Source organism: Mesorhizobium yinganensis (assembly GCF_040081985.1).
In the GTDB taxonomy this organism is placed as follows: Bacteria; Pseudomonadota; Alphaproteobacteria; order Rhizobiales; family Rhizobiaceae; genus Kumtagia; species Kumtagia yinganensis.
Genome location: NZ_JBEBMH010000055.1, coordinates 1 through 19759 on the forward strand (window position 1 = coordinate 1; position 19759 = coordinate 19759).

The 19759-nt window shown below is 54.4% G+C and carries 16 protein-coding genes and 4 pseudogenes; 9 read left to right on the forward strand and 11 right to left on the reverse strand.

Features of this window, described 5'->3' with window-relative positions:
• Positions 1-323 precede the first annotated feature (323 nt).
• The 9 genes and pseudogenes from ABMA59_RS35725 to ABMA59_RS35765 form a co-directional block, all read right to left on the reverse strand.
• Positions 324-614: pseudogene (locus tag ABMA59_RS35725) on the reverse strand (transposase); the annotation flags it as partial.
• Between the two features lie 203 nt (positions 615-817).
• On the reverse strand, positions 818-1687 hold the full coding sequence (locus ABMA59_RS35730) for a hypothetical protein (RefSeq protein ID WP_349010104.1): 870 nt from the start codon (positions 1685-1687) through the stop codon (positions 818-820).
• Positions 1684-2367, reverse strand: coding sequence for an acylneuraminate cytidylyltransferase family protein (locus ABMA59_RS35735; RefSeq protein WP_349010105.1), 684 nt, complete (start codon positions 2365-2367; stop codon positions 1684-1686). Before ABMA59_RS35735 ends, ABMA59_RS35730 begins: the two co-directional genes overlap by 4 nt.
• Positions 2364-3287, reverse strand: coding sequence for a polysaccharide deacetylase family protein (locus tag ABMA59_RS35740; protein ID WP_349010106.1), 924 nt, complete (start codon positions 3285-3287; stop codon positions 2364-2366). The genes ABMA59_RS35735 and ABMA59_RS35740 overlap by 4 nt, the downstream gene beginning before the upstream one ends.
• Positions 3268-4365, reverse strand: a complete 1098-nt coding sequence (locus tag ABMA59_RS35745) for a GNAT family N-acetyltransferase (RefSeq protein ID WP_349010107.1) — start codon at positions 4363-4365, stop codon at positions 3268-3270. Before ABMA59_RS35745 ends, ABMA59_RS35740 begins: the two co-directional genes overlap by 20 nt.
• Before the next feature lie 17 nt (positions 4366-4382).
• A complete protein-coding gene (neuC, locus tag ABMA59_RS35750; RefSeq protein ID WP_349010108.1) occupies positions 4383-5540 on the reverse strand; it encodes a UDP-N-acetylglucosamine 2-epimerase in 1158 nt (385 codons plus the stop codon).
• Positions 5533-6546: an N-acetylneuraminate synthase family protein gene (locus ABMA59_RS35755; protein ID WP_349010109.1), complete on the reverse strand. Its 1014-nt coding sequence runs from the start codon at positions 6544-6546 to the stop codon at positions 5533-5535. Before ABMA59_RS35755 ends, neuC begins: the two co-directional genes overlap by 8 nt.
• A gap of 4 nt (positions 6547-6550) precedes the next feature.
• Positions 6551-8128, reverse strand: a complete 1578-nt coding sequence (locus ABMA59_RS35760) for a hypothetical protein (RefSeq protein ID WP_349010110.1) — start codon at positions 8126-8128, stop codon at positions 6551-6553.
• A 19-nt stretch (positions 8129-8147) separates the two neighbouring features.
• Entirely contained in the window at positions 8148-9476 is a 1329-nt protein-coding gene (locus tag ABMA59_RS35765) for a DUF6716 putative glycosyltransferase (RefSeq protein ID WP_349010111.1), read from the reverse strand.
• A gap of 754 nt (positions 9477-10230) precedes the next feature.
• On the opposite strand from ABMA59_RS35765, the pseudogene ABMA59_RS35775 reads away from it, so the two are divergent.
• The 4 genes and pseudogenes from ABMA59_RS35775 (at position 10231) to wecC (ending at position 14460) form a co-directional block, all read left to right on the forward strand.
• Positions 10231-10925, forward strand: a pseudogene (locus ABMA59_RS35775) (IS6 family transposase).
• A gap of 267 nt (positions 10926-11192) precedes the next feature.
• Complete coding sequence (locus ABMA59_RS35780; protein ID WP_349010112.1) at positions 11193-11618, forward strand: hypothetical protein; 426 nt, start codon at positions 11193-11195, stop codon at positions 11616-11618.
• Between the two features lie 461 nt (positions 11619-12079).
• Positions 12080-13204, forward strand: coding sequence for a non-hydrolyzing UDP-N-acetylglucosamine 2-epimerase (gene wecB / locus ABMA59_RS35785; protein WP_349010113.1), 1125 nt, complete (start codon positions 12080-12082; stop codon positions 13202-13204).
• Positions 13201-14460, forward strand: a complete 1260-nt coding sequence (wecC, locus tag ABMA59_RS35790; protein WP_349010114.1) for a UDP-N-acetyl-D-mannosamine dehydrogenase — start codon at positions 13201-13203, stop codon at positions 14458-14460. The genes wecB and wecC overlap by 4 nt, the downstream gene beginning before the upstream one ends.
• 39 nt (positions 14461-14499) lie before the next feature.
• Here the strand turns inward: wecC and ABMA59_RS35795 are convergent.
• A pseudogene (locus ABMA59_RS35795) lies at positions 14500-14938 on the reverse strand (transposase); the annotation flags it as partial.
• 292 nt (positions 14939-15230) lie between these two features.
• On the opposite strand from ABMA59_RS35795, the gene ABMA59_RS35800 reads away from it, so the two are divergent.
• The 4 genes from ABMA59_RS35800 (at position 15231) to ABMA59_RS35815 (ending at position 18535) form a co-directional block, all read left to right on the forward strand.
• The gene (locus ABMA59_RS35800) at positions 15231-16580 is read left to right on the forward strand and encodes a GSCFA domain-containing protein (RefSeq protein ID WP_349010115.1); all 1350 of its coding nucleotides are present in this window, start codon (positions 15231-15233) and stop codon (positions 16578-16580) included.
• 8 nt (positions 16581-16588) lie between these two features.
• A complete protein-coding gene (locus tag ABMA59_RS35805) occupies positions 16589-16714 on the forward strand; it encodes a hypothetical protein (RefSeq protein WP_349010116.1) in 126 nt (41 codons plus the stop codon).
• Positions 16711-17391, forward strand: a complete 681-nt coding sequence (locus ABMA59_RS35810; protein ID WP_349010117.1) for an SGNH/GDSL hydrolase family protein — start codon at positions 16711-16713, stop codon at positions 17389-17391. The genes ABMA59_RS35805 and ABMA59_RS35810 overlap by 4 nt, the downstream gene beginning before the upstream one ends.
• 337 nt (positions 17392-17728) lie before the next feature.
• Positions 17729-18535, forward strand: a complete 807-nt coding sequence (locus ABMA59_RS35815) for a transposase (protein WP_484534589.1) — start codon at positions 17729-17731, stop codon at positions 18533-18535.
• A gap of 130 nt (positions 18536-18665) precedes the next feature.
• Here ABMA59_RS35815 and ABMA59_RS35820 read toward each other — a convergent pair.
• Positions 18666-18773: pseudogene (locus ABMA59_RS35820) on the reverse strand (IS110 family transposase); the annotation flags it as partial.
• A 397-nt stretch (positions 18774-19170) separates the two neighbouring features.
• Between ABMA59_RS35820 and ABMA59_RS35830 the strand changes: the two are divergent.
• On the forward strand, positions 19171-19759 hold a 589-nt coding region (locus ABMA59_RS35830; RefSeq protein ID WP_349010118.1), incomplete at its 3' end, for a transposase.

Here is a 19759-nt window from a genome sequence, read left to right on the forward strand (position 1 = left end):
CCGCGGATACCGCATCGCCCGACACGAAGCTCTCCTCGACAATCTGACGCTTCGCCTCCGCACTGAACCGGCGACGCCGGCCCGTGTCCACGATCTCCAGAAGCTTGAAATCATTCTTGGTCGTAGTGGTGTCCATACGACCTGTAATCATTCCTGGCGCCGATGTTCACAAGGCGGCACTCCTCGGAGGCGTACCCACCCGCGAAAGGTGGCACCGGAACAGCGCTCTGATTTCCTCTGTCGTTTGGATCGCAGGAGACTGCCCGATCCGGGGAACGGCTGCTCATTCGGATAATCGCACATGGGTGGAGGCGGAACGTAACCACCCGGTTGTCACCTTGTTCCAGACGGTAGAGCTTTTTCGCACCGACCCTCGGCGGATGTCTGTAGGTCCAGGCGCTCTCGACCAGCATGTGGCGAACCCGGCCGTTCCCCGCCTTGGTGATGCCGCCCCATTTGACTGTCTCGCCGGTCGATCGTTTTCCAGGAACGAGGCCGAGATATCCCATGAGTTGGGGCGGACTCTCGAACCTTTGCACGTCGCCGATTTCGGTGGCGAATGTTACGGCGACCATCAGTTCTACGCCGCGAAATGTCTGCAGCGCGCGCACGATCCCAGGTGGAGGAAAAACTCAGTGGCACGTCAGGTGCGCAACTACCGGGTGGACGACAAGTTGTCAGAAAAAGCGACATACTCGGTTCTTCCCGTAGTCCGCCTCCTATCATCGCCATTCAATTTCAAGCTAACGTCACAATGTTGGCACCATCCTCACTCCATCTTGGGCTTCCGCGCAGTTTTCGGCTGCGGGACGACACTCTAACCTTCGCTTGGCATCGCCGACTCGTCAACTTGGCGATGCCGTCGCAACAAGGGCAGTCCACTTTGTTCCGCGGCCCAATTCGCCTTGAACGCTTCCAGGTTTTTCACGAACTGCTCAACCTCCTCGACGCAGGAATAAAGGTCGAAACGATAGCATTCGCAACTTTGGAGCTTCGTGTAGAAATCGAAGTCTGCGGGCTCCATCTCGCGGAATTCACTTTCGTAAATCTCGATCGTCATGTTGCCTTCCACCTTCTTCCAAAGTGGGTAGAGCGTGTTGTGCATCCATACCGGCATGCCGATATGCACAATGTTAGGGCCGACGACGCGCCGTGCCAGTATCGGCTCTCCTTGCTTACATTTCTCGGGGTAGAAGAGGTAAACAAAGACATTGTCTTTGTTTACCAAGCCACGCGCTTCAGACCGGCGGATGGCCTTTGGAGTGTATTTATCGGAATTCCAGAACGACTTCAGCGATCCAGGAGCGCGATCCTCGATGTTTCTCCGAATATATACATTCCTATCTACAGTTGTATAAGGCGAGAATAAAAACAGATTAAAAACAACGTCCGGAAAGATCCGGATCAATTCCTTTGTCAGGATGATTGCGCCAGAACACGACTTGCTCGTTCCTACAAAATTCACGCGCTTGATAAAGTTCTTACTAATTATACTGGAGAGCAACTCTGTATTGGTAGAAATTCCCGTGAAATACCATCCCCCGACCATCTTCACGTTGTTTCTTCGATATCCGTGCAAGATATGCTTGTCATGCCCAAGGATAACGTCAACCTCTCCATTGTCGCTGTGGATCTCAACCGCAAACTTGCCGCTCGTACCATTTCCCTTCTCAAGACTCCGGTTCACAGAAACTTACCTTTCTCGTAGATGGTTTCTAGGAGCATTAAGTCTTCCGGAGTGTCAACGTTGACGCCGCGGTTCATTAAATAGGGAATCGTCTTCACCGGCAGGAAGGTCTTTTGCTCCCGAAGTGCCGTTGTGCTGACGACATACAATGCGCCGTTCAGCATATAGGCCGCGGGCAGCGCCTGACGCGGCACCTCGGATGATGTTCCTTCAAGAAACGGCTTGATGAAGCCGTCCTCGCCAATTATTTTCAACTTGTATGGATGTGGCTCTTCCAGCCGCGCTATAGACACCGCAGCGTCGGCTTGCAGCTCTCTAATACCAGTTATCATTGACTCAATATCGTGTGGATGCCGGATCGGGGCCGTGGGTTGCAGCAGGACGACATAGTCGTAGCACTCATCCAACCGCCCTAGAAGATCCAGCACAACATCAACCGTCTTGGCCGTGTCACTTGCTAGATACTGAGGGCGAAGTCCAGCGGATTTCGCGCCCGCCGCAACCGCAATGCAGTCATAGGCTTCGCTATCGCTCGAAATGTATACATCGGATACCATCGGACAATCCTTTGCCACGCGCACTGCCCATTCGAGTAGTGTGGCGCCGCCGATCTTCGCAATGTTCTTGTCCGGTAAACCCTTGGATCCTGCGCGCGCCGGGACAATAGCCAATACCTTCAAATACAATACTCCGTGCTTCCTAATTTTCCGCCGGGGGCGTCATTGGTGTCGACGCGCTTCAGGAGGAAAGGCGTCTCCATGTCCACGTCCTCGTTGACGCCCCTGATCATGGTTAAACCAAAGGCGAAGCCGTAGCCTGCAGAAATTTCGGCAACGGTTCGTGATACCGCCTTGGGTCCGCCGAACGGATAGGAAATGGAATGAATGGACTTGGTGCCACATTGCTGGCGCAGGAAGTCCAAGCTAGCCCCCGTGTCCTGGCGAATGCCCTCCGTGCTCAGTGTCGCAAGCGGCAGATGGGCATCTCCGTGCGCACCGAGATAGTCAAGGGAGCTCAGCGTCATGAGATCCTCTGCATCCATGTAAAGACTTGCAGAGTAGGCTGGCTCGTCCGCGATCTCGGCAAAAAACGCTCGCACGATGCGGTCCTTCTCATCTGCGGTTAGGATGAAGTTGAGCAGATACTTCAAGCGCTTGGACTCCGGCGGATCGTAGCGGTAGAGACGGTCGATGTCTTCGGGATAGGTGACAGCAGACAAATCGATTCGTTGACTGATAAGGTCAAAAAGCTGAATATCTGTGACGACCGACCTTATGTAGTGCAGTTTGTGGACGTCGGCCACCACATGGTCCCGGATAGGGGCGGTCGTCACGTAGAATGCGGCCGGAACCCCTTTACGCTGCAACAAGTCGAGAGCGGCCATCTGCTCCTTGAGCCCGTCATCGAATGTCAGGAGGCAGAAGTTGCCATCCCGCCGGTTGCCGGCTGTCATCGCAGCGAGTTCAGCGGGTGCAATGAACTGGTAGTGGCGTGAAAGGCAGTCGACCTGTTCCGCCAGTTGGCACACGGTTCGCGGGTATATTCCTCCTGCGTAGGTTTCCTCCCGGATGTAGTGAAAATTAACAATCAGAAGTTTCATGCGGGGCTTTCCCTATCTTCTCAAGATAGGCCGGGTTGGGTCTATCCAAGTCGCAATCGGCTTTGGTGATATGCAGGCTGCTAACATCCAGTCCGCCGGGCCGAATTCCTTCTTTGAGGTAGCTGATCAGCGAGTAGGATTTCGAGGATTTCACTTCCAGCGGGTTATAAAGATACGCGAGGTCGATGAAATCGCGCAGGTCGAGACACGGTATGAAGCCAGCCCTGGTCAAGGCGGTATTCAATGCGCCGTTGCTAGAAAAGAAGTCGATGAAGTCGATGCCGTGATCAAAAGCGAAATCGTCAAGTGCATCCACGATGGACGGCGTCGGCAGTTTGGTGAACAGAATGTCTGTCGTGATCATAACCTTGACGCCGGCAACTTCCTCGATCCGATAAACCAGTATCGTCCCGTGGTCCCCACGCAGCGCATGATAGTGGTGAATTGGGTGGTTTTTGTAACGCCACATCAGATTACCGGGCGAGCGATCAAATCGGTCAATCCAATGTCCTTCTATCTCTGCAATATCGATCGAAGAGAATGATTGCCGGCTTCTCCGACCGGCAGGAGAGATCTTGTACACTTTGGGAATCACCGCATCGACCTTCCCGAGTGCCGCTACTTTGTTGAAATCGTATATCCTCAGGAGCCGCGGCACTTCGCGGACGAAGTTGAAGCCCATCCGCATATAGGCTCGCACGGCATCCGTCGTAATGTTGGCGCCGTAGGCGATTTCGAAATTTGTCTTCACGAGCTCGAGCATCCCCTTGGCGACGCCGGTACCCCGGCACTCCTCCTTGACGATCCATGTCGTCAATTCAGCGCCGTTCAATCGTTCGCCGCTGGCGTTGAATACCCGTTTGTTCAAGCCAAGAAAGCCAACGATCTCATCACCCAACAGGGCGACCACGCAATAGTCCTTGCCCTCACCCCCGATTGGTTCAAGAAACTGCCATCTGTAGAAATGTCGGTCAGACAGGACCGTCGGCCGTAGCCAGTGCGTGGCGATGAAACCTGCGATCTGATCGACCGAGAGCCCTAGATTGCATGCGAAATCAACAATTAAACGACGGGACATGATCCTCCTGTTCACAATCAGTAGGCAAGCGTCTTGTGGAACTTCAGATCGAAAGCGGCCAATGCGTCCGCCGCCGTCTTTCCGGCATGACCGTTCCCATAGATTGGCTCGGAGGCATAATGCCCATGCGCGATCTGTTTCAAAGCGTACGCTTCAATTTCAGCCGCATTGTGCCCGCAGTCAACGACGTTCTGCCCGCGCTCTCGTGCGGTCTGACGGGAGCCGATGTTGACGACCGGAACACCCAGAAAAGCACATTCACGTATGCCAACACTCGAATTACCAATGAGGCATGCTGAATTTTTGATGAGGCGAAGAAAGTCTTCCGGCTCCATGTTCTTGAAGAAGCGCGCCTTGTCTAGATCGTACTCTTCGCGGTGATGACGAAGGCTGCTTGACATGCTTTCCCCGCCGAGATCCACATTCGGCCAGAACCAGAATGTTGGTATGTCCAATGCAGTTACGGCTTTGATTGTTTCCTCGATCTGGACTCGCGAATGCATTTCCTCAGTAGTCACGGCGTGCTGCATCACTACGATATATTTACCTTCTGGAGCTATCTCTGCGCCGACCCCGCCATATTTCTCAATGGGATTGAAGTCGATTGCTGGTTTTTCGAGCACGGCGCGGGCGATATCCATCGAAGGACAGCCGGTATTCAAGATAGATGAGGCATGCTCGCCCATCTTCAGCACGCGCTGTCTTGCCGATTCACTAGCAACCAGATGAAGATCCGCAAACTTGGTATTCGCGTGCCGTACTTTTTCGTCAATGCTCCCGGTCACTTCGCCGCCTTGGATGTGTGCGAGTGGGATGTTTTGGTACGAAGCAGCGATAGAGGTCGCGATCGTTTCGAACCGATCGGCAATTGTCACGACGATGTCGGGCTTGAGGTTTTGGAAAGCAGTAGCAAGCTCCATGATGGCAAGACCGGTCGTCTTCGCCATTGAGGTGGGTGCAGCACCTGACAGAAGATTGTAGATTCGCTCACAGATAGTAAACCCATCCTTTTCCGCAATCGATCCCACGTCACCATACTTGTCCAGCAACGCCGATCCCGCAAGCACGAGCTGAAGCTCCAGGCTGGCGTGCATCTGAATGGCATGGAGCATTGTCTTGACGCGGGCATAGCTTGGCCGTGCTGTGATGACAACGCAAATCTTCCTCTTACGCACCTACATTATCCTCCCGCAAAAAACTCCAGCTGTCTAAGTCATACTTGAGTCTTTTTCCCACAACGCGCATGTATTCTTTCGCCGGTATTCCATACCCGGCCGGCTTCTTGGCCTCCAGAACATCAAATGTCAGAACGGCGCCCGCCTTCAATTCCCGATTGACGGCAAGCGACTTGCCGAACACCTTTCTCAATGATTCAAACCTCGAGTTGTCAGCTTTTTCTGTGCCATGCCCCATAGCAGACTCAATGAAACGAACGCCCTCCGCCAAGTTCTTGACCTCGTCAACAGAAAGCGAAGAGCTGCTGTCTGGGCCGAACATCCTCTTATCAAAGATGATATGAAATTCTAGGACAGACGCGCCCAACGTCGCAGCAGCGAGGCAGGGATAAATAACCCCGGAATGGTCCGAGAGCCCAACGGGCAGATCATACCTCTCGCGGAGCGAGTCCATGACGCGCAACCCGATGTCCTCGGCCTTGGTTGGGTAGCTCGTGCAGCACTGCAGGACCGTCAACTTGTTTCCGAAGAGCCGCAAGAAGTTCACGGCACTGTCGAGCTCGGCTAGATCACTCATCCCGCTCGACAGAATGATGTCCTTGCCGGTGCGTGCAATCTTTTCAAGCATGAGAAAGTTGGAGACTTCACCGGAACCAATCTTGTATTTCGTGACGCCGACCTCTTCGAGAAGATCGACAGCGGCGTTGGAAAAGGGCGAACTGATGAAATCCAGTCCTGCCTTGTCGCAATGAGCCTTAATTCCGCGCCATTGCTCAAGCGTGAACTCCATTCTCTTCCAATAGTCGTATCGCGTCTCGTCCGCATAGCTGAAGCGCGTTCGAAACGGCTCATGAATGCTGCTCTCGGCCTCTGCGATATGGGTCTGAAACTTGATTGCATTGACGTCGATGCCAGCCAGTGCATCAATGAACGAATGCGCTATACCGAGGCTTCCATCGTGAGCCTGTCCGACTTCAGCGACTAGATAGCAACCTGCACAACTCATACGATCATCCTTTTGCGTTCTGTTCTGCGCCCTCCCCAAGGAGGCGTTGGAACATGGCCTTAATATCTGTCTTTGCATAGGCACCCGTCCTGGATCTCCTTACAGACAAATCCAGCTTCGCAGCTTTGGAAAAGAATCCGGCTGCCGTCTTTATGTGGAAAAAGCTGCCGTTGTCGACCTCCCGTGTATAGTTCTTGTAACCCTTGTCGCCGAAAACAAAGTTGTAGAGTCCTGAATAGTCCGCTTCGATCGCTACGGTCGACCCCTCAGAAACCGCGATGTCGGTGTACTCAAAGAGCTGCGCCAACACGATCCGGTCAAAATAGGGGCCGATCAGCACGTTGTCATGTTGCGTCACTGCGAAGTCATTTAATGTGAACCTTTTTCCCTTGGGATGGTGGCGAACGATCCACAAGTAATCCGCTGGCGACTGGCGTATCAGATCTTTGAATATCAGCGGAATGTCTTTCTGGTTCTGTAGGACCAGGAGGATCCTAACCCGGTGTTGTGAGAATTTCTCTTTGTATTGTTCGTCTAAGGAGGGCGTAAGTTCGAGCTGACGTGCCAGCCAAGGGAAACCGGTCACAACAGCGGAATGCTTGGCACCCTTGAAAACCTTCTTGATTGAATCGGCTTCCTTTTGGCCCCAAACAAAGAATTTATCGACAACTGCCTGATAACCTTCAGGTGGCATTTCCTCCCAATTGTTGTACAGTGGATTGTACCCCACCTGAATGCCATGCTGGATGTCGACGGTTTGGATTCCAAGGTGATGCGCGGCGGAGATTAATGGCGAATGGTAGTGAAACCCATTTAGAAGCACAAACCGCGGATTGACTCTTTGAAGAAGTTGTATGTAGTAGTCGCGCGTGTGCATTTCCCAGTTTATGAACCGCCGAAAGATTGGGTGGGTGTAGTGAAGTGATGGTATCCTACGATTGAGCCGCTTTAAGAGCCCCACGGGATAACTCATTCGCAAATGATCTTGGCGGGGTGACGGAACGGGCGCCATCACGTACTGTACTTTGTGATAATAACTGAAGGACCGATCGAGGTGTGGAGACTTAACGCGAAGCATTTCCATCTTCAGAACAGAACCTACCTCGGCTGCAATTTCGTAAAACGGGTCACTCACGCGATGGTAGTATCGTCCATCTGGTAGGAGCACTTGTTCAGAAGCGTTCGTGACCACCATGAACAGGAAGTCGACCTTATATTCCTCCGGCCTCATCTCATCGATATCCAAGGCCTTATATTGTTCCTTGAGTTGACTGCGTGTGGCCAGTGGAACGTCCTCCAAGCGTCCGCGCTGCATGATTTCCGGCGGCATGATCGCCTTGGATCTCTTACCTCGGCCAAGCCCGTAAAGCTGTACCCACAGCCGTTGCCGGAAATGAGGCCACAGATACTCGTCGCCCAGTTTCAGTTCGTTTACGTTCGCCTTCGAGGCGAAGTGAGTAAGATCTTCGAAATAACTTTCAAGCGTCTTTTCCCCACTCTTCTGCGTTCTGAGGGAAATCAGCGACAGTAGTCGCCGAACAACACTCCTCAGTCTTTTTATGATGGATTTCACTTTTTTCATGGAGCGGCGTCGAGATAGCTCATCCGAGATAGAGGCGAAGTCGTCTTAAATGGAACATCCATTTCCTTAATCTGCTAAATCTTCTCTTTCTAGGATGGACGTATGGAAAGCCAATTTTGTCATAATACACTTTGACCGGCACTAGCGCACCCTGTCCGCGTTGCTCGTCTAGGGTCCTCAACCTTGCCGTAACGGCCCCGACAAACGATTCCGGAATGCAACCGTTCTCTTGAAGCCAAGAGGCTGCCACATTGGGAATTTTGTCATCTTTAAGGTCTTGCAACGAGGCGAACAATCCGCTGCCGATAAAGCAGGTGTTGCCCATGTGGGTTCCAATGCCAAAGTCACTGACAACAGCAACTCTCTTTCCCATTGATAATGCTTCGAATATAACCGTCGATGCGATAGAAATACATAGATCCATCTTTGGAAGAATGTCCTCAACGCTTTCTTTTGAAAAGACAACGTTGGGAGGATGAGGTTTGACTGTCCTATTCCAGATTTTTTTGAAGCTGTACCTTTCACTTTCCGAATTTGTGTGCCGCACCCACCCTGCGTCGCGCAGTTTGATAACGATGTTTCTTGTAGGGTGAGCTCGCGCATAAGCTGCGAGCTGATGCGCGAGATGGGTCTTCGGCCGCGGATATGAGGGTCTTCCAACCTGCTCCACAAAGAGGACGCTTTTTGGAGGCCTATTTTCGGGTTGGGCATCCGGCGGATCATTCTTTCGAAGGTAACCCGTCAAGACCAGAGGAGCTTCGTCTAACTGGAATTCCTTGGAAAGTTGCCGGAAAAACGTCATGTCCCGCTTCGAATTAACGCATATCACGTCAGCACCCTGCCTGCAAAGGAAGCCGTGCGAATCGCCTGGTTCCACAAGACCGTTAAATCCGGCAATGATAAGCGGTCTAGTGGGAAACTCATGCCGTCGATCGGCAATCGCGCTCAAAGCTTTGAGAACCTGGCGGCCACCCAAGGCGACGATGATATAATCGTATTCGAACAGCAAGGGGCCATTGAGAATGGGGTCCAGATCTTTGTATTGCTTTTCTATGTAGCTCGAAGGAATATATTTTTTTCGGAGCGACGCAGGTATTTCTTCAAACATGATGGTAATTTCGCACGAATTCTGAAAATAAGCTGCGAGGGAGGCGCCCCATTTCACTCTTGAGTCTAGATCAGAAAGTACGAGAAGCTTACGTTTTCCTTTGTTTTTCTCTATCGGACCAGGAGCAACGGCGATTGCCTCTAGCCCCTTGTTGGTGTCGACAATCCCATTGTTTTTGAGCATGTCGTGCTCGGCAATCCTGAAGGCTCTGTGATCAAGCAGGGGGGATGAATGCCGCATCACCGACTGTTCCTGACCTGCGCGACAAGATAGAACCCTATACGATCAATGCGACCCTCACGTGGGTATGCCACTTGATCCACCTCTTGGAAGCGGCAAGAGACATGGCGGAAGCCGTTATATCGCCGTGCACAAAAATGCAATCCGGCCAGAATCTTGGACAGGTCGAATGTCAGTCCAGTGTAATTTGCGGGTCGTTGCGGAAAAAAAGTCGTGCCATCTTCGAAGAGGGCCAACCTGAAAACCTTCCAACGATTACAAAGCTTTCTGAACAAAGGTAGGGCTGACGCCTGGCGAAGGAAAGCGAACGCCTTGGCGTTGAGGCATTCCCAGTCCTTGGTTAGGGTATCGGTTGCGGTTCTAGCCATGTGCATTCAACTGCGTAGCGCTTCGGCCAGCGCGGCGAAACCCTCGATATGAGGGAGCGCTTGAAGATTTCGACATTGTAGCTTGGCGACGACTTTCTTGCCCCAGCACGCCACCGTTGCAGTTTCGTATACCGTCCGCCTAAATCAGCGCGCATCAAGAGTCTGGCGCGCCGATAAGAGCGTGAATTGCGTACATTTATTGCCCGTACCGTAGCCATGCGAGTTAGGCAACTCTCTTTTGAGCTTTGAGGTTCTGTCTGAGGATGATGATGTGGCGGGGCACGCCCATGAATCCGGGTTAATGCGTGCCGAACTGATACGGTGGATGCCGTGTTGTCACGTAAACCGTGTATCAGCATTTGCGGCATAGGGACGGCGGCATGATGATGCCTGCCATCAGCTCCAAGCACCATCGTTTCCCGCCGCAGATCAGCGCCCCGCGGTTTGGCTCTACTGCCGGTTCCCCTTGAGCCTGCGTCCGGTCGAGGAAATGCTGCTGGAGCGCGGCATCGTGGTCTCCTACGAAACGATCCGCCGCTGGGGCAGGAAGTTCGGACCCGATCATGCCCGCCGCTTGCGCCGCAAGCCGCCGAGCCGCGATGACATCTGGCGCCCGGATGAAGTCGTCATCACCCTTGCTGGCCGAAAACACTGGCTAGGGCGCGCCGTCGATCAGGACGGCTATGTTCTCGACGAGATCGTCCAGAACCGCCGCAACGCCAAGCCGGCCAAGCGATTGCTGACGCGCCTATCGAAGAAACAGGGCGTTCCACCGAAGCGCATGATCACCGACAAGCCGCGCTCGTATGGAGCGGCCAGGCGTCGGGTGATGCCGGACGTCGAGCATCGGTCACACAAAGGATTGAACAACCGCGCCGAGAATTCCCATGTGCCGCTGCGAAAACGAGAGCGGCTGATGCGGGGCTACCGATCGCCAGGACGCCAGCGGCGTTTCGTCTCCATCTTCTCGGCCCTGCGCAGCCTCTTCGTTCCACCTCGCTCAAAACGCTCCGCTCTCGCCACACATATTCATCGCCCGCAGGCCATGGCGGAGTGGAAAGCCGTGACCGTGGTCAGCTGACAACAGCGCCCCAGGTCCCAGCCCGTTCATAACCAGACAACGTGACATCGCCCCTTGTACTAATAGGGGATCATGATAAGGCCGTAGTTGACAATGCAGCATGTGAGGGAAGGGGACCTTCAATTAGGTGACATCCAACTTCTCATGCAATTCGATAGTCGCCTGGATGACGAAATGTAAGTCCGTGTAGAATAGGTATGATTCTGACGGAGTAATCTTTAGTACGCCCACTCTATGTTGAGAGAAATATGATGAAAGAGAGATGGCATGACATTTACGAGACTCACCCGTCCTGAAGGAAAAGGTCCCCTTATTCTGAAGGGCGACCAAGCCGTAGTCGTTTTTGACGCCCATGAAAAGACCGTCGTTCGTACGACGGCTGGTACTGAAAATATCACCTTCGTCGTAACGGAAGGGGCCAGCCATGTTGTGGATCAACTCTCTGCTTCCGGCATTACGTTCATCGCGGTCACCCGTAGGAGCGACAACCGGAGTCTCTTTATCAATGTCGGGCAGATTGTCGGCGTTTATGAACGCACCGGAGTAACGATAATTCGGACCACCGCTATCGGGGAATACGCTGAATATCCCGTCTCAGAATCAGTCGACTCCATAGAGGTCATGCTGGCTGCAAACGATTCCCAGCGCCCCGCTTCGACATCAACTGTCAACGCTCTGCTCAGGAAGCAGTAACTTGTAGCTCAACATGTAATTTTTCTAATGCCGCGGCAGCGTTTGGGTCACGTCGCCAGGCATCCAATGAATAGGGCGGCGCTCATACGCTGTGGCGTCCAAACGACTGGATTGGGCTGCCAAGGCGGCGACACTGAGGGTCTATGCACTGCCTGAACCTGCCCTGCTATCTAAGTAAGTTAGCCGTGATTGAACACATTCTCTGACGACGTTAAGGCGGAAATGGTGAGAGAGGTGATCGCTCAACAACGAGGTTAGCCGAAGTAATGCCCTGTCCAAGTCGGCCTTCGTTACAGAGCCTGTAGACGTCAGTTGGTTGCTTGCCGGTCCTGAGTTGTAAAATGGTCTAGTTAAAACGCGCTCGCTTGGAGTGCAGGTAATCGAACATGAACGTCGGTTGGGCTTGTTCCATGAATCAATCACGGAGAACAACTACATTGACGGCGATACGGATACTAACCGTGATCGGCACGCGGCCTGAGGCCATCAAAATGGCCCCTTTAATCCAAGCGCTAGCAAATGACGGCCACTTCTCTTCTGGTACTTGTGTCACAGGGCAACACCGGCAGATGCTGGATCAAGTACTTTCCCTTTTTAATCTCGTGCCCGATTTCGATCTGAACATTATGAAACCGGGACAAGATCTCACTGATATCACAGCTGCGATCCTTACGGGGTTGGGCGAGGTGTTCACCCGGTTCCGGCCCGATTTGGTACTCGTTCACGGTGACACGACGACAACATTGGCGACAACGCTGGCTGCGTACTACCGAAAAATCTCGGTCGGCCATGTAGAAGCAGGTCTGCGTACGGGCAATCTCTATTCGCCTTGGCCAGAAGAGGCTAATCGTAAACTTACCAGTGCGCTGGCCGCGCTTCATTTTGCACCAACCGAAAGCTCACGCAGGAACCTTCTCCGTGAGGGTGTGGAACCCTCTAGCGTCCATGTCACCGGTAACACAGTGATTGATTCGCTCTTGCATGTTGCCTGCAAACTTGAGCTTGAAAATCATCGTCGCGACGAACTTGAGCGACGTTTCGACTTTTTGGATAGATCGAAGAAGCTAGTCCTCGTCACCGGTCATCGCCGAGAAAGCTTCGGCGGTGGCTTTGAGAGGATTTGTTACGCGTTGCGCGAAACGGTGGAAGCTTTTACCGACGTAGAGGTGCTCTACCCAGTCCATCTTAACCCTAATGTACGTGAACCCGTGAAAAGACTGCTCGGCAACGTTCAAAGGGTTCACCTGATTGAGCCCGTAGACTACTTGCCATTTATCTATCTGATGAACAGAGCTCATCTGATCTTGACTGATTCTGGTGGAATTCAGGAAGAAGCCCCTTCGCTCGGTAAGCCCGTGCTGGTCATGCGTGATACTACGGAGCGCCCCGAGGCGGTCGAAGCCGGCGTCGTCAAACTGGTTGGCACCGATGTCGCTAAGATCGTGAACGAGATAGGCCTTCTTTTGCGCGACTCCGATGCCTACCGACAAATGAGCGTTGCACAGAATCCATACGGCGATGGTATGGCGTGTGGACGTATTATCAATGCACTGACCGCCAAACTGGGGGATTGGTTAATAGTATGACCTTCGAAAAAATTTCGCTCATCGGTCTGGGTTATATTGGGCTTCCTACTGCAGCTGTATTTGCCTCCTGTAAAAAGAAGGTGATTGGCATCGACATCGATGCGCAGACGGTGGAAGCCGTCAATCGCGGCCAGATCCATATCATGGAGCCGGATTTGGACATCGTCGTGCACGCTGCCGTAACCGAAGGTTGGTTACGCGCCTCCACAGTGCCGGAACCAGCCGACGCCTTCCTGATAGCCGTTCCCACCCCATTTAAGGACGACCACCAGCCTGATTTGAGTTACATCGAAGCCGCCACCCGAGCGATTGCTCCGGTACTGAAGTCTGGTAACCTTGTAATCTTGGAATCAACCTCACCGGTTGGCGCGACTGAGGCGATGGCCGATTGGCTGGCTATAGCGCGACCGGATTTGACCTTCCCGCAAACCCATGGCGGGGCCTCTGACATCCGGGTTGCTCATTGCCCTGAACGAGTCTTGCCCGGTCACGTGCTGCGAGAGTTAGTTCAGAATGACCGTGTGATTGGTGGCATGACGCCACAATGCTCTCAGGCTGCGGTTGCGCTCTACCGGACTTTCGTGGAGGGAGATTGCATCGTGACGGACGCCCGTACCGCCGAGATGTGCAAGCTCACCGAGAACAGCTTCCGTGACATCAACATTGCCTTTGCCAATGAGCTTTCGATAATCTGTGAGCGATTGGGAATCGACGTATGGGAGTTGATTCGACTGGCCAATCGCCATCCGCGAGTGAATATCCTGCAACCCGGTCCTGGAGTGGGTGGGCACTGCATCGCAGTCGACCCTTGGTTCATCGTAGCTAGCACCCCAAAAGAAGCTCAGCTTGTGCGCACGGCTCGTCAAGTCAACGATGCGAAGCCAAGCTGGGTGGTGAATAAGGTCCTGCATACCATTGGTGATTTTCTACTCGCAAATCCTGACAAGAACGCACGTAGCATCACCGTAGCCTGCCTCGGATTGACATTTAAGGCGAACATAGATGATCTTGGCGAAAGTCCCGCGTTAAGTATTGCCGAAACACTGGTGCGGACGTTCGAAGGCACCACGCTATTGGTGGAGCCTAACATCAGTGAACTTCCACCTAGACTTGCCGATCAACGGAAGGCTGACTTCGACTTCGCGATCGACAACGCCGACATTTTAGTGCTGTTGGTTGCTCATGATAGCTTCAAAGATATAAGACGGAAGGTTCGACCTGGTCAGACCCTCTTCCTTGCCGCAGCGATTTCCTGACGCCACAACGGCAGAGAAGTGGGTGCAACCCTGCGTGTCCTAATGGACGGAATCTGACACATGGTTCTCACGATTGACGGCGGCGATGAGATCGTCGGGGTCAGCAGTCCAGACGAACGGCTTGGGTTGTCGGTTGTGCTTGGTGATGCAGCGATTGATGGCGGTTTGCAGGTCGACGACGGAATGGAACAGGCCACGCTTGAGACGGTGTTTCGACAGCATTGCGAAGAAGTCCTCGCAGGCGTTGAGCCAGGAACACGAGCGCGGCGTGAAGTGGAAAGCGAAGCGCTGATGGCGGTCGAGCCAAGCGCGCACCGTGGGGTGCATGTGGGAGGCGTAGTTGTCGAAGACGACGTGCGCCGCTTGCCGGCTCGGCGTCGACAGCGTTGAGGAAGCGGATGAACTCTTGATGTCTGTGACGCGGCATGTTCCCCCCAATGATGGTGCCGTCAAGCACGTTGAGGGCAGACGAGACCGTGTCGTTGGCGCAGTGCTCGACGCAGGTGAGGTGAAGGATGCCAAGGTCAATGCCGAGATCGTCAACGCTCCGATCGGACCGAGCTATTCTTCGCGTTGCCTGAGTTGGTTGTCGAACGAACTTTCGTCTGACTCTTTCGTTGTCGACGGGTCACCAAGAACTGGAATTGCCTCAAGGCTACGAGCGCTCACCTTCCTCAAATTCGCTTCCATCCACACGTTCGGAAAGTTACGCAACCCTTCAGAGAAATTTCTGATAGGTTTCAAGGCTTGACTCTCCTGGCATCCAACGAATGAATAAACTCGAAACCAGCTCGTTCGGGGTCTCTGTGACAGGTCAACATCCCTATAAGAACCTTCCCGACTGGGCGGATTGGCGCCGGTCGGTCGCCGATCGGAACATGTTCCACATCGTCGACCTATGGCAACCGCGATTCAATATCACCAAGTCGATGCGGATTGTCACGTTTGGGTCCTGCTTCGCTCAGCACATTGGTCGCTCCATGAAGGAACGGGGGTTCTCTTGGCTGAACTGCGAGCCGCCGCCCCCCGGACTTTCGAAGGAAAACGCCAAGAAGTTTAGCTACGATATATTTTCGGCGCGAACGGGCAACATCTACACATCCTCCCTGCTGAAGCAGTGGACCGAATGGGCGGCGGGCATCAAAACGCCTCCGCAGGAGGTGTGGAAAAAGCAGGGCCGGTTTATTGACCCATTCCGCCCTCGCATTGAGCCGGATGGATTCGCTTCGATGGATGAATTGACTGCTAACCGAGCGGTCACGATCGACCGCTTTCGGCAATGTATGGAGAGGGCGGACGTCTTCGTATTCACGCTGGGCCTGACGGAGAGCTGGTTCAACAGGAGCGGGGGTTACGAGTATCCACTATGCCCTGGAACCGCTGCGGGCGCCTTCGACGAGGCCGAGCACGTTTTCGTCAATCAGGAATATGAGGCAGTTCGATCGACCCTCATCGAAGCCCTATCGATTATGCGCTCCGTGAACCCATCCCTCCGGTTCCTGCTCACTGTTTCTCCTGTCCCATTGGTGGCGACGAACGCTGGCCGACATGTTCTCGTTTCGACAATGGCCTCGAAGTCAATTCTTAGAGCGGTTGCGGACAGCGTGGCGGGCACAACGATCGAACCTCTCTTTGATCGAGCAAAATCGAAAACTAGATGGAGAGACTGGGCTTTGTACGGCCAGCATGAGATCTCGGACGGAGCCGTGAATATGCGGTCTCCAGGCAGCAACCCGTTTTACGGCATCAAGAGCAGAATACCGCTTAGCGTAATCAAGGGTGACCGGGTGACTGTCAGGATCGAGACCGATTGTGACACGCCTATCGCCGTGTATGTTTCGCCGAACCCTACGACGCGTAGAGACAGCGTAAGTGCCTCTCTCCCTGTGAAGACCGGCGTAGCGAAGGTTGATTTCGTCGTCGGATGGACAGGAAGCGCGACAATCTGGGTTGGCCCAGAACGGAAGACCGTCCCTGTGAAGTTTGGAGCCGCTGATGTTTTGCGACAATCCAATGTGGACGGCGTCGTAGACTACTTCCCGTCCTACGAGATCATTCTCCTGCCTTCGGAGGCGTCTTCTTTGAGCGCGACGGACGAGAGGTCAGTCCCTATGGGGTGAACTTCGTGATGGACCATTTCTTCACCGGGCTTAGCGGGGACGCGGCGACGGTTACCGCAACCAAGAAAGGAGATGACTTCGACGTTATCTGTGACGAACTGATCCTCGGCAGCTTTTCAAGAGCTGCAGAATGACCATCCATATAGTCGGAACCTCGCATGTTCTCCCTTTTCGGCAGTTCCTCGTCCACACCGGCAAGAACATCGGATTCAAATGGTATTTCTCCAATAACTCCAACTATCCAGAAGGCGATTTTATCTGGACCGCAGACGGGCTTTCTCACACCGCCGAAAGCGTATCTGGTGTCTGGGCGAAAATGTCAGGCCGTAGATCAATCCCTATTCATTCGAGCGACACGGTGGTTGCATTCGGATTCGACGACAGGTTTGACCGCTATGCATTCCTCGCCGGGAAAGCTGATCACGTATCCAGCGCCTGCCGCAGCCAAACCTTGGAGGACTTGGTAGCGGCGTCTGCCGCGTTGCGTATGATCGCGCTGGTCCGAGAAAACCAACCGGAAGCGAAATTGGTGATGGTGGAACCACCGCTGTTGTCTCGCAGCGAACAGGTCAAAAAGTTTATCGATGGCCTCGTGTTAAAGCAACGCCTGCAGGAACTGTGCAACCAGCATGCGGCAATCGCAATGAGATATGGCGCTATTTACACACGGCAGTCTGTAGAGACGCTTCGGGTGGAAGGTGATTATCTTTACACGTGCGACGAATATCTTGCGGCGGATGGCTTCCATTGGGGCCCGAGTGGCATCGATGTCGTTTTTCGCGATATGATGCCGGCCTTGAGCTTATTATAGCCATCTCTGATGTTAGGATCGCTCGCTGGATCATTCTACGATATGATCGCGCCGAGATAGATTTGAGATTCTTGCGTTCAAGGAGGGTTTCTCCGTAACTCGGGTTGCGAAGCTCGAAATCACAGGAGTGCGTATTCCGACGAAGCCGGCCGGTAATTCCGATCAATTGCCGGCCAGCCATTCCGATTTCATTCGTCGCCCGTGAACTATCCACAAGCCATTCATCTGACTTTGTAATCTGTGAGTACGGTAAGTTTGGAATTGGAGGCCTCGAAATACCTCGCCCTTGACGGCCCGAGATGATTCACTGTCCCGGTAATTTGGGGGGAGGGAATGGATGCGGGGACAGGCGGGGTTTTGGGACATTGACGAGCGGTATCTTCGACTGAGCGAGGCCGGCGATCCGCTGGAAAAACTGAATGCCGTAGTGCCGTGGGAGGTCTTCCGGAAACCACTGGCCAAGGCGCTGAAGCGCTCGGACGGCGCGAAGGGCGGCCGGCCGCCTTACGATCCAGTAATGATGTTCAAAATCCTGGTGCTGCAGGCGCTCTACAGCCTGTCGGATGACCAGGCCGAATTCCAGATCATGGACCGGCGCACCTTTGGCCGGTTCCTTGGTCTTTTGGATGCTGGCGACAGAGTGCCGGACGCCGAGACGATCTGGCTGTTCCGGGAGCACCTGACGCAGGCCCGCGCGGTGGAGAACCTGTTCGCCCGCTTTGACAAGCACCTCACCAAGGCCGGTTATCTTGCCATGGGCGGGCAGATTGTCGACGCCAGCATTGTTGCGGCACCGAAACAGCGCAATACCGACGCCGAGAAGGCCGACATCAAGGCAGGCAAGGTACCGGACGCGTGGAAGGACAAGCCCGCGAAACTGCGGCAGAAGGATCGCGACGCGCGTTGGACGGTGAAGTTCTCGAAGGCCAAGGCGGCCGAGGATGGCAAGCCGCAGCAGCGCGACATCGCCATTCCCGCCTTCGGCTATAAGAACCATATGTGGACAGCCCCCTTCTCGCAAGATTGTCGAGCTTTTGATCGGATCGCTTGCGATCATATGTCCGGCCTATGGGCGCGATCACACATGATCGCTGGCCAAGATGGTTTCCGCGACGCGAGTCCCCAACACGCCGGCGGCCTGTAGCGGCCGATGGTTCTTTCGGAGTGTCTCGCGTCTCGGATCGATCGATCACACCACCTACCTCTTCTCTTGCAAGTTCCGGCCTCAGCTCAGCACGATAGCGGTAGAAGCGCTCCCCGTAGCTGTCTGATCTTCATGCGGCGGGTGCCAAGGCAAGCATCGCAGCATTTTTCCTGTAGGGCTCACCCGTCACCATCATCTTCCAAGCGATGCGGGCAATCTTATTGGCCAAAGCCACGGCCGAGCACGTCTTCGCGCAGCAGAAATCCAGGATGGGCTTATTCATCCGCGCTATCGGCATCGCCCGCGCCAGGACGAAGATCGGCATGGCCAATCTCGTTTACAATCTCACCCGCTTCGTCTGGCACGAGGGGAGAACTGCGTCCACTTGACGGCGAGAGCGGCGAAGGCCGCCGCCGCGACGCCGAAATCTGCAACCAGCATCAGCCACAACGACCGAAATCGGAACCAACAGCGCACATCGCGGCCATACCGGTCCGCAAAACGTCGGTAGTTCGAGGCGTCCGGATGCAGGATAGGCGGTGTTTGATGGCTGTTTTCTTGCAATTTGGTTTTCGATTCCCTTGTAGGCCGAGGCGCGATTCACTGGCGATATCGCGGTGCATCGGAGCCATGGGATGGGCAAGCCACGCGAATTGGACGAGACGGGAGAGCAGGATTTGTTCCGCTCGCGGCTCGACCAGATCATCAACATGAATCACGAACTGGTGCGGCTGGCGCGGGCGATTGACTGGCCGGTTCTGGAGGCGCGTTTCGGCTCGGTCTATTCGGATGGACCGGGCATGCCGCCCTTGCCGACGCGGCTGATGGCGGGGCTGGCGATCCTCAAGCACACGTTCGACCTGTCGGACGAGGCGCTGTGCGCGCGCTGGGTGGAGAACCCCTATTTCCAGTATCTCACTGGCGAGGCGTTCTTCCGCCACGACCTGCCATTCGAGCGCTCGTCGATGACGCGCTGGCGTCAGCGCATGGGCGAGCAGCGGATGACGGCGCTGCTTCAGGAAAGCCTGGCCGTCGCGGTCAGGACCGGCGCGATGAAGCCGGTCGACACGCGCCAGGTGATCATCGACACCACCGTGCAGCCCAAGAACGTGATGTTGCCGACCGACGCCAAGCTTCTCCACCGGGCGCGCGAGCGGCTGGTGCGGCTGGCCGGGAAGGTGGGGCTGGACCTGCGCCAGAGCTATGTGCGGGTGGGCAAGCTGG

Excerpts from the sequence above, each read along its gene's own strand:
- ABMA59_RS35760 (WP_349010110.1), bottom strand. The coding sequence starts at position 8,128 with ATGAAAAAAGTGAAATCCATCATAAAAAGACTGAGGAGTGTTGTTCGG.
- ABMA59_RS35800 (WP_349010115.1), top strand. The coding sequence starts at position 15,231 with ATGAATAAACTCGAAACCAGCTCGTTCGGGGTCTCTGTGACAGGTCAA.
- ABMA59_RS35780 (WP_349010112.1), top strand. The coding sequence starts at position 11,193 with ATGACATTTACGAGACTCACCCGTCCTGAAGGAAAAGGTCCCCTTATT.
- ABMA59_RS35815 (WP_484534589.1), top strand. The coding sequence starts at position 17,729 with ATGCGGGGACAGGCGGGGTTTTGGGACATTGACGAGCGGTATCTTCGA.
- ABMA59_RS35740 (WP_349010106.1), bottom strand. The coding sequence starts at position 3,287 with ATGAAACTTCTGATTGTTAATTTTCACTACATCCGGGAGGAAACCTAC.
- ABMA59_RS35755 (WP_349010109.1), bottom strand. The coding sequence starts at position 6,546 with ATGAGTTGTGCAGGTTGCTATCTAGTCGCTGAAGTCGGACAGGCTCAC.
- ABMA59_RS35765 (WP_349010111.1), bottom strand. The coding sequence starts at position 9,476 with ATGCGGCATTCATCCCCCCTGCTTGATCACAGAGCCTTCAGGATTGCC.
- ABMA59_RS35745 (WP_349010107.1), bottom strand. The coding sequence starts at position 4,365 with ATGTCCCGTCGTTTAATTGTTGATTTCGCATGCAATCTAGGGCTCTCG.
- ABMA59_RS35805 (WP_349010116.1), top strand. The coding sequence starts at position 16,589 with ATGGACCATTTCTTCACCGGGCTTAGCGGGGACGCGGCGACGGTTACC.
- ABMA59_RS35810 (WP_349010117.1), top strand. The coding sequence starts at position 16,711 with ATGACCATCCATATAGTCGGAACCTCGCATGTTCTCCCTTTTCGGCAG.
- wecC (WP_349010114.1), top strand. The coding sequence starts at position 13,201 with ATGACCTTCGAAAAAATTTCGCTCATCGGTCTGGGTTATATTGGGCTT.